The 13,421-nt window shown below is 66.4% G+C and carries 11 protein-coding genes and 2 pseudogenes; 5 read left to right on the top strand and 8 right to left on the bottom strand.

Annotated elements, in window-relative coordinates; genetic code table 11:
- The first annotated feature begins 75 nt into the window (after nt 1-75).
- A complete protein-coding gene (locus tag GM1_RS22720) occupies nt 76-1,389 on the top strand; it encodes a hypothetical protein (protein WP_176564440.1) in 1,314 nt (437 codons plus the stop codon).
- Nucleotides 1,390-1,476: 87 nt separating this feature from the next.
- Here GM1_RS22720 and GM1_RS16715 read toward each other — a convergent pair whose 3' ends face one another.
- Nucleotides 1,477-2,865 carry a WS/DGAT/MGAT family O-acyltransferase gene (locus GM1_RS16715; RefSeq protein ID WP_008380773.1) on the bottom strand — a complete coding sequence of 463 codons (1,389 nt, stop codon included), beginning with the start codon at nt 2,863-2,865 and terminating at the stop codon, nt 1,477-1,479.
- A gap of 137 nt (nt 2,866-3,002) precedes the next feature.
- Between GM1_RS16715 and GM1_RS16710 the strand changes: the two genes are divergently transcribed.
- Together GM1_RS16710 and GM1_RS16705 are read left to right on the top strand one after the other, a co-directional pair.
- Nucleotides 3,003-3,617 (top strand): SanA/YdcF family protein, encoded by a 615-nt coding sequence (locus tag GM1_RS16710; RefSeq protein WP_008380771.1) that lies wholly within the window; start codon nt 3,003-3,005, stop codon nt 3,615-3,617.
- A gap of 31 nt (nt 3,618-3,648) precedes the next feature.
- On the top strand, nt 3,649-4,164 hold the full coding sequence (locus GM1_RS16705) for a beta-ketoacyl-[acyl-carrier-protein] synthase family protein (protein ID WP_157436132.1): 516 nt from the start codon (nt 3,649-3,651) through the stop codon (nt 4,162-4,164).
- Between the two features lie 2 nt (nt 4,165-4,166).
- Here the strand turns inward: GM1_RS16705 and GM1_RS16700 are convergent, their stop codons facing one another.
- Nucleotides 4,167-6,329 (bottom strand): acyltransferase family protein, encoded by a 2,163-nt coding sequence (locus tag GM1_RS16700; RefSeq protein ID WP_052005448.1) that lies wholly within the window; start codon nt 6,327-6,329, stop codon nt 4,167-4,169.
- 198 nt (nt 6,330-6,527) lie between these two features.
- Between GM1_RS16700 and GM1_RS16695 the strand changes: the two genes are divergently transcribed.
- Entirely contained in the window at nt 6,528-7,652 is a 1,125-nt protein-coding gene (locus GM1_RS16695; protein WP_040520484.1) for an NDMA-dependent alcohol dehydrogenase, read from the top strand.
- A 149-nt stretch (nt 7,653-7,801) separates the two neighbouring features.
- Here GM1_RS16695 and GM1_RS16690 read toward each other — a convergent pair whose 3' ends face one another.
- From GM1_RS16690 to GM1_RS16675, 4 genes are all read right to left on the bottom strand, one after another.
- Nucleotides 7,802-9,505, bottom strand: coding sequence for a DUF2339 domain-containing protein (locus GM1_RS16690; protein WP_008380765.1), 1,704 nt, complete (start codon nt 9,503-9,505; stop codon nt 7,802-7,804).
- 99 nt (nt 9,506-9,604) lie between these two features.
- Nucleotides 9,605-10,291 carry a response regulator gene (locus GM1_RS16685; protein WP_052005447.1) on the bottom strand — a complete coding sequence of 229 codons (687 nt, stop codon included), beginning with the start codon at nt 10,289-10,291 and terminating at the stop codon, nt 9,605-9,607.
- On the bottom strand, nt 10,246-11,442 hold the full coding sequence (macS, locus tag GM1_RS16680) for a MacS family sensor histidine kinase (protein WP_008380763.1): 1,197 nt from the start codon (nt 11,440-11,442) through the stop codon (nt 10,246-10,248). Before macS ends, GM1_RS16685 begins: the two co-directional genes overlap by 46 nt.
- A 134-nt stretch (nt 11,443-11,576) precedes the next feature.
- Nucleotides 11,577-12,371: a crotonase/enoyl-CoA hydratase family protein gene (locus GM1_RS16675; RefSeq protein WP_008380761.1), complete on the bottom strand. Its 795-nt coding sequence runs from the start codon at nt 12,369-12,371 to the stop codon at nt 11,577-11,579.
- A gap of 76 nt (nt 12,372-12,447) precedes the next feature.
- Here GM1_RS16675 and GM1_RS22420 point away from each other — a divergent pair, with 76 nt between their 5' ends.
- Nucleotides 12,448-12,855 (top strand): hypothetical protein, encoded by a 408-nt coding sequence (locus GM1_RS22420; protein WP_157436130.1) that lies wholly within the window; start codon nt 12,448-12,450, stop codon nt 12,853-12,855.
- 225 nt (nt 12,856-13,080) lie between these two features.
- On the opposite strand, the pseudogene GM1_RS23290 reads toward GM1_RS22420, so the two are convergent.
- Both GM1_RS23290 and GM1_RS23285 read right to left on the bottom strand, forming a co-directional pair.
- Nucleotides 13,081-13,305: pseudogene (locus GM1_RS23290) on the bottom strand (DivIVA domain-containing protein); the annotation flags it as partial.
- Nucleotides 13,303-13,404 (bottom strand): annotated as a pseudogene (locus GM1_RS23285) (DivIVA domain-containing protein); the annotation flags it as partial. The pseudogenes GM1_RS23290 and GM1_RS23285, both read right to left, overlap by 3 nt.
- Nucleotides 13,405-13,421: the final 17 nt, after the last annotated feature.

Genomic DNA, 13,421 nt, shown 5'->3' with positions numbered 1-13,421 from the left:
ACTGTCGGGTCAGGTCGTGTCCCCTGTATGCACGACATCCGTGTTCCGGACAGGAACTCCAGAGAAAGAGTTGACGTGAAGAAGTCGACAATTCGCAGGTCACTGGTGGCGGGCTTCGCTTCCTTGACCCTGGCAGCAGGTGGGCTCATGCCCGCTCCCGCGCACGCTGCCGAGGGGGTCCCGGACCTCCCGTCCTACAGCTGTAACCCCGGCGACCCGATCAAGAGCAATTCGGAGGAACACTGGTCCGCCGACTGCTCGACGGCGGCTCCCTCCGTCATCGCCAAGGGTGTGGATGCGATTCTCGGTCTGATCGCGCCGAACCTGGGGATCCACCTGGGTGACATGAACAAGGCGATCACGATTCCGCTGGACCTCGGTTCCCAGTGGGATCCGCAGCTCCTTTACCCGGGTAATGCCACGATCTCCGGTAGCGGCTTCACCTCCGCCATCGGTGCGGGCGGCACCGGAACGGCCATCGCCGACTACGTCCTGAGCGGTGCCATCGGCATCGGCGGCCTCGGCGGCACGGGTCTGGCGCACGCCAACCTGGGCGGCTTCGCCCTTGCTGCAGGCATCGGAGATGCGAAGGCCAACGCCAAGGCGCTCCCCGGCGGCATCGCGTTGGCGGTGGGCCTCGGTCAGAATGCCTCGGCCACCGCTCTGGGCGGCATCGCCGCCGCATCCGGTGAACACGACGGTTTCACCGGCAAGGCACAGACGATCTGCACCGCCGTCTACGGCACCGCGCAGGTCACCGATCCGACGACCGGCAAGAACGTCTCGTCCTGCACCAGCATCCTCTTCATCTTCCAGAAGTCGCAGGAGGGTGAGGGCCCGGTCGTCTACGCGATCAAGAACCCGCTGTCGCTTGCCCTGGGCAACCCGCTCAAGGTCCTCTCGGACTTCAGTGCGGTCCAGGAGGCCATGGGCATCAAGCTTCCGATCCCGAAGTCGGTCATGGACCTGCTCGGCGGCAACATCATTCCGAAGTTCTCGGATGATCTGTTCCGCATCGTCATGACGCCGGAGGGCCCGAAGTTCGAGTCGGACCTCTTCAAGCCGAAGGCTGACACCGCGCCGGCCCCGACCACTGCTGTCGTCGCCGACAAGAAGGCCGAGCCTGCCGTCGAGACGCCCGCAGTCGAGTCGCCCGCAGTCGAGACGCCTGTGGTCGACGCTCCGGCCGTCGAGACGCCTGCTGTCGAAGCTCCCGTCGTCGAGACGCCCGCTGTCGAGGCGCCTGTGACTGAGGCCCCGGTCGTCGAGGCTCCGGTGGATGCGCCGGCCGCTGAGGCACCTGCGGATGTCGAGGCTCCGGCCGCTGATGAAGCGCCTGCGGCTGACGATGCGCCCGCAGCAGCCGAAGAGGCTCCCGCAGCTGCGTGATCGATCCCTCAGTGGAAACGCCTCGGCCACCGCGATCCATCGCGGTGGCCGAGATGTTTTTGCGCTCTCTCCTCCCGGGAACGTGAGTCAGGCGGGCGGAAGGGCCTCGAGCTCGGTCAGCGTGGTTTCGAGGTGATCGAGGATGCGCTGAAGGCGGGGAAGCTCGGCTCGGGCACCGATGATGCCGAAGTTCGCTTTGCCCGAGACCGTGGTGACGGTGATGTTCATCGCCAAGCCCTCCATCGGGATCGACACCGGGTAGCAGCCGTCGAGACGTGCGCCGTTCCAGTACAGCTGCTCCTCGGGTCCGGGGACGTTGGAGATCATTAGGTTGAAGCCGGTGGGTGTGTACTCGACGAACCCCGGGACAGTGTTGAAGGCGAGTGGCCAGATGGTGGCCGCGCCGAGGGCGAGCGCCTGAAGCGGACGCAGTCCGCGGACCGCCTTCTTGGCTGCGGTCGTCGACGCCTTGATCGCCGCGAGACGCTCACCCGCGTCTTCCAGGTCCGTCGCCATCCGCACCGAGATCGCGGTGACGGCGTTGCCGTCGTCGTCGCCGTCGGCGTGCAGAGACACCGGCATCACTGCGACCAGTGATTCGTCAGGCAGTGCGTCATGATCGGAGAGGTACGTCCGCATCGCGCCCGCGCACATCGCGACCACAACGTCGTTCAGTGTCATCTTCTGCGCTTTGCCGACTGCGCGGAGTCGCTCGACCGGCCAGTCCTGCGCGGCGAAGCGTCGTGCCGAACCGATCGGCACGTTCAGGATGGTCTGCGGTGCCTGTTGCATCGGCGCGAAGTAGTCCTTGTCGGTGACGCCCGCGACCGCGATCTTGGCTGCGGCCGGCGCAAGACCGACCACCTGATCGGCGATGTCGAGCACCTGACTCGCGGCTCCGGTGATCGAGGCGAGCAGTCCTTTGGACTCGCGCTCGACCGGCGGCCGGCGGCGCTTCAATCGTGCGTCCCACACCGCGGTCCCGGTCCGGTCGGCCGGATCGGTCGACAGCGTCCGCTGCAGTAGTCGGAGTGCGGTCACACCGTCCACGACGGAGTGATGGACTTTCGTGTACAGCGCCACTCGGCCGTCGGCCAGCCCCTCGATGATGTGCATCTCCCACATCGGACGACGTCGGTCGAGCAGCGCGCCGTGGTTCAGCGAGACGTATCGAAGCAGGTCCCGGACTGCGCCCGGGCGGGGCAGGATGATGCGGCGAAGGTGATAGTCGGGATCGATCTCGTCGTCGAACGACCATGCCGTGTATCCGGCGAACTGGGCGGGTGTCGCAGGTCGTTTGAGGAACATCGGCGCCACGTCGGTGGCTGCGGCGAAGCTGGCGGCCATCTCTTCGGCGAGTTCCTCCGAGGTCTGGCCCTCGCGCGGTACGAACAACTGCAGTCCGCCGACGTGCATCGGCTGGTCGCGAGTCTCCGCGACCAAGAACATCGATTCCGTGACCGGCATGTACTGCATCGGTGGTGCGCCTCCGGGTGAGTGGTGCTCTGCGCGCTCACGCAGGCGAATCATTGTGACATACGGCACAGGATTCGATTCTCTTGCGGGTCGGTCGTCGGGGTCGAGTGGTCTGACGAAGTGACTACCGTAGACGGGTGCTCACTCGACGGATCAGCCTCTTCTCCCTGTTTTTGGTGATCGCGGCAGAGGCTCTGGTGATCACGACGTCGTCGTGGGTCTTGATCGCATCGCGCGGACGAGTGGTGGAGCCGACTGAGTTGCCGGATGACGCGCCGCGAACTCTCATCGTCCTCGGTGCGAAGGTCGAGGACCGTGAGGCGGGTGACTATGTGCGGGCTCGACTCGACGTTGCCGTCGATCTGTACCGACAGGGCCGGCTCGACCGGATCCTCAACTCCGGCAACAACTCCGACGATGCAGGCAATGAGGTCACGGTGATGCGGGAGTACCTCGTCGACCACGGTGTGCCGCCCGAGGTGATCGTCGACGACCCGCTGGGGCTCAACACGGCTGCGACATGCAGACGAGCGGCGTCCGAGTTCGGGATCACCGAGGCGCTCATCGTCACGCAGAACTTCCACGCCGGACGCGCCGTGATGCTGTGCGACGCGTTCGGCGTCGCCGCCACCGGTGTGGTCGCGCCGTGCGGACATTGCTCGCTCTACAGCAAGGTGCGCAATCACCTCCGAGAGGCACTCTTGTCGCGTCCGCGCGCGGTTTTCGACGCTGTGCGTCATTCGAACGAATAGGCACTTCCAACGGTGGGCCTAGCGTGGTCGCATGACTACGCGGCGACCCGGCTTGCACGTGGCGGGCATAGCGGTGACCAGCGGTGACTGGCCGGGGACGCTGCTTCCGCTCCGTGCCGCAAATGCAGCGCTCGACGACGCCGGGCTCGGTCCATCGGATCTCACCGCGGTGATCCACGTCGGCGACCGCGCGGCGGTAGGCATCGCCACAGCGGTCCGGGACGGAATAGGCGCGTCATCGCTGGTCCGGACGTTCGACGTCGACGGCGGCTCCGCGGGCTTCGTGTCGGCGCTGGCCGTCGGCGCGTCACTTCTCGCCGGAGGCTCAGCAGTCCTGATCACCGACGCCGAGCAGGAGGGAGCGGCGTCGGTGGTCCTGACTGCGGGAGAGCACAGCAATCGGCCGCCGGGTGCCCACGATCCGCTGGTCGTCCGTTCGGTGTCCCCGGTCCGGGCGCTGCTCGACAGCCGGACCGGCGGCCACGACGACGTCGTCCTCGTGGCACCGGGCTTCGACGGCGCGTCAGTCCGCTGTCTGTTCGACTGATGTCAGCGGGTCGCCTTCGCCGGCTTCCACCAGCCGGTGGCGCGCCCGAAGTCGGAGTCGAGGTACGGGATCACGCTGCGGACGATCGCCGTGGTCAAGTGGTGTGAGTCGTGCCAGACGAGGATGTTGCCGACCACTGCGGGGCAGTAGCCGTCGCGGCAGAATCCGTCGCTGTAGTCGAGGAACGTGATGTTCGGGTAGTCGGCTCGGATCGCGTCGATGGGGCTCACCGGCGACAGCGCACGGTCGCGGCTGACACCGCACACTTCGGGGCTTCGACCATTGGCGATGCAGTCTCGGGGCAGCATCGGGCCGTGGGTCCACGGTGTGTCGCGGAGGGCGATCACCTTCTGCCCCGACTTCTTGAACTGATCGAAGATGTCGAGGTACCCGCGCGGCGTCACGTCGCCTCGGCCGTCGTCGACGGGTCGGGTGGCAGTAGTGAACACGACGTCCGGTTTGTCCTCGGCGAGCTTCGCCATGACGCGCTCGGTCCAGTCGTTGCATTCGGTGAGGATGCGCCCGTTGAACTCGACGGCGGCTTCGGTGCTGAGTGCACAGCCGGCCTTCATGTACGTGGTGACACGGAATCCGCGTTGTTTGCCGATGACGTCGATCGCGGTCATCCAGTGTTCGGAGTGCGACCCGCCGACCACGGCGATCGTACGTTTGGCGCGCTTGTTTCCGTACACGCCGATTCGGATGGACGGATCTCCGAAGTTGGAGAAGTGGGGGCGGTGATTGAGCGGCCAGTCGCCTTGGGCGCCCTCGGGGGTCGGCACCGGGTCGACAGCCGGGACGGGCACGTCGTCGAAGAACGCGCGTACGCCGGGGTAGAGGCGTGGATCGAGGTTGGTCGTGTCGATCTGTTGCTTGGACTCGCGGTACTGCCAGTAGCCTGCGCTGGCGAAGGCGAACAGTGACACGCAGACGACGAAGATCGCCATGAGCTTGCGGTACCGGGCGGAGAATCCGCCGCCGCGTCCGGCACGCAGGGGAGTCTCGACGTATTTGGTGGTGAACCACGCGATGACGACGGAGACCACCAGGATTCCGGTGCCTTCCAGGAACGACACGTCGTCCTGGAAACGCCATGTCATGTAGAAGATCAGCAGCGGCCAGTGCCACAGGTAGAGGGCGTACGCGATCGAACCGAGCCACACGATTCGCGGGTGCGCGAGCACGCGCCCGGTAGGCGACAGGCCCGCGTCCGGCGACGGGGCGGTCGCCGTGGAGCCGAGCCAGATCAGCAGGAGCGTCGAACCGGCGGGCACGAGGGCCATCGCCGCCGGATACTCCTCGACGCCGGCGATCCAGAATCCCGACGATGCGATGAGTGCGACGGCCACCACGCTGAGTGCCGACCGCAGCCACTGGGGCATCGCCAGTCGCGGCATCCAGATCGCGAGCAGGCCGCCGGTGATCGGCTCCCACAGGCGAGCGATGGTGTCGTAGTAGTTGAACGTCTGGTGGATGCCGTGGCGGTAGTTCGCCCACGCGAACGACACCAGTGCGACGAGCGCAAGCGGTCCGCCGACGACCCCGGTGATGACCTTGGGCGTGCCGAGCGCCGGCCACCGTCGCGCGCCGAGCTTGAGGAGGCCGCCGAGCGCGAGGGCGCAGATGATGGTGATGAAGAAGAACTGACCCTGCATGGCCATCGACCACAGATGCTGCATCGGGCTGATCGCGGAGTCGGCTGCGCCGTAGTCCTGCGACGCGAACGCCAGGTGATAGTTCTGGTAGTAGAACGCCGACGCGAACAGTTCGCGGCTGAGCGGGCCCCACCTGGTGGTGGGCATCAACCACCAGATCAGGACGGCGATCGCCGCCAGCACCAGGAACAGGGCGGGGACCAGGCGCCGCAGCATTCGCGACAGCCTCGGCCAGGGGTTGATGGCCACCGACCACCCGACGTCCGACGGGTTGGTGGTGATGACGTGCTTGAGCAGGGAGGCGACGAAGAAATAGCCCGACAGGGTGAGGAACACGTCGACGCCGCCGGACACCCGCCCGAACCAGACGTGGAAGACGGCGACGAGGAAGATCGCGATTCCGCGGAGCCCGTCGAGGTCGAGCCGGTAGTCCGCCGACTTTCCGGTCGCTGCGGGCGTCAACGGAGCCTGCGGCGACGATGGTCGGGCACTGCTTCCGGCGTTCGTCACAGCCCGGATGCTACGTGCATCGACACGCCGATTTCCATTTCGGCGTGGCGTGTCGAGTTGCCAGAGCATGCAGATCCGGTGCTGGCGTAATTCGACATATGCTCACGCGGAACGTCCCTCGGAGGGCAGGATGAGACCGTAGTCACACGTCAGGCGTGTGGCCCGAACGACCTACTCCACGAAGAGAGTGATGTGCGCATGAAGACGAAAGCCGCAGTCCTGCACGGCGTCAACGAGGAATGGAAGATCGAGGAGGTCGAGCTCGGCGACCCGGTCGCCGGGGAAGTCCAGGTGCGCCTGGTCGCATCCGGGCTCTGCCACTCGGACCACCATCTCCGGACCGGGCAGTCGCCTGCACCGTTCCCCGTCGTCGGCGGCCACGAAGGTGCGGGTGTCGTCGTCAAGGTCGGTGAGGGCGTCACTCGGTTCGCCGAGGGCGACCATGTCGTCACCGCGTTCATTCCGGCGTGCGGCGTCTGTGAACCGTGCTCGCGTGGCGCGCAGAACATCTGTGACGAGGGTGCGGGTCTGTTGACCGGGCTCTCGATCTCTGACAAGACTCACCGCGTGACGCAGAACGGTGAGGGTCTCACCCAGATGTGTCTGTTGGGCACGTTCTCGCCGTACATCACGGTGAACGAGGCTTCGCTGGTGAAGGTCGAGAACGACATCCCGCTTCAGCAGGCGGCTCTCCTCGGCTGCGGCGTCGCCACGGGTTGGGGGTCGGCATCGGAGATCGGTGGGACTCGCGTCGGCGACACCGTGGTGGTCGTCGGCATCGGTGGTGTCGGGATCAACTCGGTGCAGGGAGCGAAGGCGTCCGGTGCGCGGCACGTCGTCGCCGTCGACCCGGTGAAGTTCAAGCGCGACATGGCCGAGAAGCTCGGTGCGACGCACACCTTCGAGTCGATGGAGGAGGCGATTCCTGCTGTCAACGAACTGACGTGGGGAAAGATGGCGAACACCGTCGTTCTGACGATCGGTGAGATGAAGGGCGAGTACATCGCGCCGGCGGCCGCGCTGACCGCGAAGGGCGGCCAGGTGGTGGTGGTCGGCATGGGCGACTACGCGGCGATGGACGTGAAGCTCAATCTGTTCGAGCTGACTCTCCTGCAGAAGCGGATCCAGGGCGCGATCTTCGGCGGTGCCGGACCGCGCACGCAGATCCCGAAACTGCTCAACGAGTACCGGTCCGGCCAGCTCAATCTCGCCGACCTCGTCACCCAGACCTACCGCCTCGAGGACATCAACCGCGCCTACGACGACATGTTGGAAGGCAACAACATCCGCGGCATGGTCGTCTACGACGAGGCCGACTGGTAGGTTCCTCCTGCTCGTTGAGCCGTGCCGGAGCCCCACTGCTCGTTGAGCCGTGCCGGAGCGATAGCGGAGGCGCGTGTCGAAACGCCGCAACAACACACGAAAGCGGGCCGGATCCCAGAAGGGATCCGGCCCGTTCGTCGTTCACACGGTCAGGCGTGGGCGGGCTCGTCGTCCGAGGCGACGAGGGTCTGTGCGTACGAGACGCCGAGGCCGAGGAGCATGAGACCCACGACGATGAAGGCGATGACGCGGTACACGCCGTCGAGGGCGGCGAGGTCGAACAGGAACAGCTTGCCGATCGCTGCGGTTATGACTGCCAGGCCTGCGGTGAGGACCACTGCACGGTCGGAGCCGGCGAGGCGGCGAGCCTTCAGCAGTGCGACGACGGCGACCGAACCCCAGATGATCGTGGTGGCCGCGTGGCCTGCACGGAATGCGGCGTCGACGTCGTCGGTGACGAGGTGGGCGACGCTGAGGCTGCCGGTGGTGATGAGCCACAGGGCGGTGACGCCGCCGGCCATGGTGATGCGGAGAGCGTGTGTTCCGAACGCGGTGGCCCACGACCAGGTGAGCAGTGCGGTGGTGATCAGGCCGACGACGGTGCCGACGAGCAGTGATGCGTACGTGGAGCGTTCGTCGAGGGTCGGGACGAACACCTGGGCGGCGGCGCCGTAAGCGTTGAGCATCAGAATGCCGATGGATCCGAACACGGTGGCGATGACGCGGATCGGGAGCGCGAGGTCACGGGCGTAGAACGACGCTCCGGCGAGGACGACAGCTGCGGCGAGGATCGTCGAGGGGCGGTAGGCCGTGTCGACCGCAAAGCCGGCTGCCAGCAGCAGGAGCAGACCCGACGGGATGAGCCACATGATCCGGACGTCGCGTCCCAGGGTGCGTGCGGTGCCGAAGGCGGCGGCGGCGAACACGGCCGCACCACTGGCGAGAAGTGCGGCGGCAGGTGCCCCGAGGTCGGTGACCGAGGTGATCAGGGGCAGCGCGCCGATCGCTGCGGCGAGTGCGATGAGCTCAGGGTTGCTGCTCGTGCGAGCGATGAAGACGGAGGAACCGATGAGAACAGCGACTCCGGCGAGAGCGAGTGACGCCGCGACCCACGGGTTCTCGGCGAACTGGGGATAGATCCCGGCGGGGATGATGACGGCTGCGGCGTTGACCAGGAACATGGCTGTCCAGTCCCGACCGACCTGAATCCAGGTGGTGGCTGCGACGTACACGATCATGAACGCGACGAGCGTCTCGTCGATGCCCTGCGTGACGATGGGCGCGAGGAGAAGGACCGGGATCGACACCATCAGGCCGAGGGTCTGGGATTCCCAGCGATGTGCGATGTAGAGTCCACCGCCTGCGATGGCGCCTGCGATTCCGAGCGCCGCGGCGGAAGGCAACCAGTGGTAGATCGCGCTGGTCGCGAGGACGTCGAACAGGAGGCCCGCGATGCCGGTCGCGACGATGGCGATGGCGCCGGGGCGCTTGGCGGGTGTGCGGCCGATCCAGATGCCGAGAGCAGTGAGTGCGGCGGCGAGAACACCGCCGCCTGCGACACGGACTTCGGGACGCAGCAGTCCGGCCTGTGCGGCGAGGACGAGGAGCATCACGATTCCGGAGAGCGTGATCGCGACGCCGACACCGGCGAGGACACGGCCAATGAGGCCGCTCTCGGCGGCGGCGGACAGTCGTTGGCCGATGGTCGGAGTCGGGGGCAACGGTGCCATGGCGGGATACGGCGTGTAGCCGGAGGTCTGGTACTGGACGTGCGGTTGGTAGGGCTGCGGACCGGTCGGCGGCAGCTGGTTGGACAGACGATTGACGGGCGTTGGCTGCGGGGTCTCGTTCATGCCTTCAACCCTCGCCCGGATCGGGCGCGAGAACATGAGTAGGACTACGCACTTCCCCTGGTCACTTGCGCGTGCGCACCCCTGCCCGTCGAGTGGGGGTCAGTCTGCGTCGAGTCCGTGTTCGATGGCGTACCGGGCGAGTTCGACTCGGTTGCCGAGTTGCAGTTTTCGGAGCGCCGATCCGACGTGGTTCTCGACGGTGCGCGGACTGATCTCCAGTCGTGTCGCGATCTGCCGCGACGACAGCCCCTTCGCGACATGCCGGAGTACTTCAGTCTCGCGGCCGGTCAGGACCGGTGCGTCCGACTGCGGCGACTGCGACATGCGGCGGTACTCGCCGAGAACAAGTCCTGCGAGGCCGGGAGTGAAGACGGGCTGACCTTCGCCGGTGGACGTGACCGCGGCGATCAACTCCGACTGCTGGGCGCTCTTCACGAGATACCCGGTGGCTCCGGCCTTGATGGCCTCGAGGACGTCGTCGCGCTCGTCCGACGCCGACAGAATCAGAACTCGGGCAGACGGGTGAACCTCGAGCACGGCGGCGGTGGCCTGTGCGCCGGTTCCGTCGGGGAGATTCATGTCCATGAGGACCACGTCGGGCAGGGTGGCGGCCGCGCGGGCCGCTGCCGCGGCCACGCTGTCGGCGGTGGCGACGACGTCGAACCCGTTGTCGGTGAGGTCGCGGGCCACGCCGTCGCGCCACATCGGGTGGTCGTCGACAACCATCACTCGTAGGTCGCTCACGGTGTGGCCTTCCCGTCGTGTTTCGGTGCGGACAGTTCCCATTCTGTCCCGGCGTCGGGCGCGGACTCCAGACGCGCCGTCCCGCCGAGTGCTTCGACCCTGCCGATCACCGACTGCGAGATACCCAGTCGGCCTTCGGCTTCCGCGGCGGCGAGGCGCCCGTCGGGGATGCCGACGCCGTCGTCGCGGACGCTGACGATCACTTCGTCGCCGAGGTCTTCGAGCAGGATGAAGGCTTCTGCGCCGGGGCCCGCGTGGTGCGCGACGTTGTCGAGGATGTTGTCGACGGCGGCGAGGAGCTCGTCGGCGATGTGGGCGTCGACGGTCACCGGGTCGGCGGGGGCGCTCACCTGGGCACGGTGCGCGACCGACGATCGCAGGGCGGCTGCGAGATCACGACTCGATGGTGCAAGCGCGTTGGGGCTGTCGGGTTCGTCGGCGATGAGCGCGCGGAGTCGGCGTTCCTGTTCAGCCGCGAGTTCGGCGAGTTCGGCTGCGTCGCCGCCGATCTCCCGCCCGCGCTTGGCCATCAGCGCGAGGACTTGAAGGACGCCGTCGTGCACTTCGCGGGACAGTCGGTCGCGTTCGGCTGAGCGTGCTGCGAGGGCGATGGCGGAGACGAGTTCACCGTGCACGGTTCGGGCACGGGACGCGGCCATGCCGACCGCGGCCGCGGCGGACACCAGCAGGATCGTCGTCGCGTTGCGGCCGAAGTTCAGGTAGATCTCGCCTTTCACGTAGTAATTGGCGCCGGCGATCGCGAGCGCTGCCGCGGCGCCCCACAGAGTGCCGCCGATGACGGCAGCCGAGAGCGCGGCGTTGGTCATCCACAGGGTGGTCGGCCAGGTCTGGTTGTGGCTGATCCAGTCGTTGTCGGTGACGAACGACGTCGACAGCATCATGCCCGCCGACACTGCGACCTCGACGGCCACGAACCAGGGGCGTCGCCCGAATCCGACGAGATAGCCCGCCGCCCACCAGATGTTGGCGGCAGTCAGGATCCCGAACAGCGTCCACGTGAGGCCGGGCCGGGTGAGGTCACCGTTGATCGCGATCTGGAAGCCGAGCGCATACACGAATGACAGGAGTCGGAAGATCTGCGCTGCTCGCCACAGCGGGCCCACGGGGTCGCGGTCTTCGATCTCCCGCCAGCTCTGGACCAACTGGGGTCGGCCGCGACTGTCTGCCTGCATCCTTCGACCTTCCCATATCCGACCAGCCCGCCCATGCGCGTCGACCGGACTCCCTATTAGGTCGTCGACCGGACTTCCTCTTTACTGCTCGTTGAGCGGGCGTCCTCTTTTGCTCGTTGAGCGAAGTCGAAGCGTCAGACCTGCCGCTCGCCGAACGAGGGCTTCTCCTTCTTCAGTCCGGCGTTGCGGGCGATCGTGTGGTTCTTGCCACGAAGTAGACGGACCTGGAGCGTTTGTTCCACGGGAAACGACAGACGTGAGCCGTTGTACCAGGTGTTTTCGAACAGTGCCTTCGATGCTGCGACGGCGTCGGGCGACCGCTGTTTGATCTGCTCGATGAGAGCGTCGGCGTCGGCGAACGGGTCGTCGGACACTCCGGACACCAGACCCCAGTCGAGGGCCTGCTCGGCGTTGAACATCTCGCCCGTCATGGTCAGGCGCTTCGCGACGTCGATGCTGGTGAGCTGCGCGATGCTCGCCGACAGCGACATGTCGGGGATGAGGCCCCACTTCGCTTCGAGGATCGAGAGGTCGGCGTCGGTCGCGGCGAACCGGAAGTCGGCGGCGAGCGCGATCTGCAGACCGCCGCCGTAGCAGTGGCCGGTGATGACGGCGATCACCGGGACGGGCACGTTGCGCCACGCCCATCCCGCGTTCTGGAAGTTGTTGGCGGCGGAGGCCTTCTTGGGGACCAGCATCCGCATTATTCGGCCCTGTTCCTTGCCTGCGGAGGCGAAGTCGAGCCCGGAGCAGAACGAGTCGCCTTCGCCGGAGATGATCACGGCGCGCAGGCTGCGATCTTTCGCAGCGCGGTCGGCTGCGGCGGCCAGATCGTCGAGCATGTCGAGGGTGAGCCCGTTGTGCTTCTCCGGGCGGTTGAGGCGCACATGCGCCACCTGATCGCGGACCTCGTAGCTGATGTTGCTCATGGTGTGAGGGTAGTGAAGTCATTCGGATGATCGTCCATCCACCACGCCGTCTGGTTTGCGCAGTAGGCTGCCGACCATGACGAAGCCTCGTGTTGCCGTTGCACTCTGCGGAGTCGGAGTAGCGGTCGCGGCTCTTGCCGGATGCTCGAAGTCCGACCTGACACCGGTGAAGGCCGCCGACGACAGTTCAACGACGACGTCCACGTCTGTCACGACGTCGACCCAGGTGGAGTCGAGCACACCGCCGTCGAGTGCTCCGGCGTCGACTGTTCCTGCACCGTCGAATGCGCTGACGATGTCGTGCACCGAGTTCATGGGTCTCGACCAGGCGACGAAGCAAGCGGTGACCACGGAGATCATTGCAGGCAACCGGACCATCGTGAACCCGAACAACACGTCGCTCGCGGTGGTGCTCGCCGAGGCCATGTGCACACATGAGCCGAACTCGACAGTGAACACAGCTCTCGGTGGCCCACCGGCCTGAGTGGATGATCGACCGTTCTGAGGTCCACTTCGCAGACACCGTGATGGTGTTCGCCCACTATCCGTTTCGAGCTGCGTCAGTGATTTCAGACCCGACTCTCCACACTTCGCAGATCCGCGACGTCGTGTCCACCCTGCGCGAGTCTTCACCCGCTCGTCGAGCGCAGTCGAGACGTACATCGATGGTCGAGGGAGACTACAGAGCCTCGTACTTAGACAGAAGGCCGCGGAGAATCCGCACGGTCGCTTCGACTTCGTCGAGGAACTGGTCGACTTCATCTTCGTGGTAGCCGCGCGACCCGAACGGAGGCTTCGAGAAGGCCGCGTCCCGGATCTCCTCGGGTAGCAGCGTGCGTTCTAGTCGACGAGTCTCCGCCGATTCGCTCGACGACTTGACCGCGGCGGTTCCGCCGTCGACGCGACGTTGCAGTTCACGGAAGTCGTCCTCCACGAGGCGCAGGAACTGGTCGACGTCCGCTTCGCGGTAGCCCTTCTCGAATGGGCGAGTGGGCTGGAGACGGACTAGTCGGATGTTCTCTGGGGTCAGCATGTGGGGAAGTGCTACCG

Source organism: Gordonia malaquae NBRC 108250, from assembly GCF_000344135.1.
Taxonomy (GTDB): Bacteria; Actinomycetota; Actinomycetes; order Mycobacteriales; family Mycobacteriaceae; genus Gordonia; species Gordonia malaquae.
Note: the sequence above shows the minus strand (reverse complement) of the source record. Positions and strands in the feature narration are given on the sequence as shown.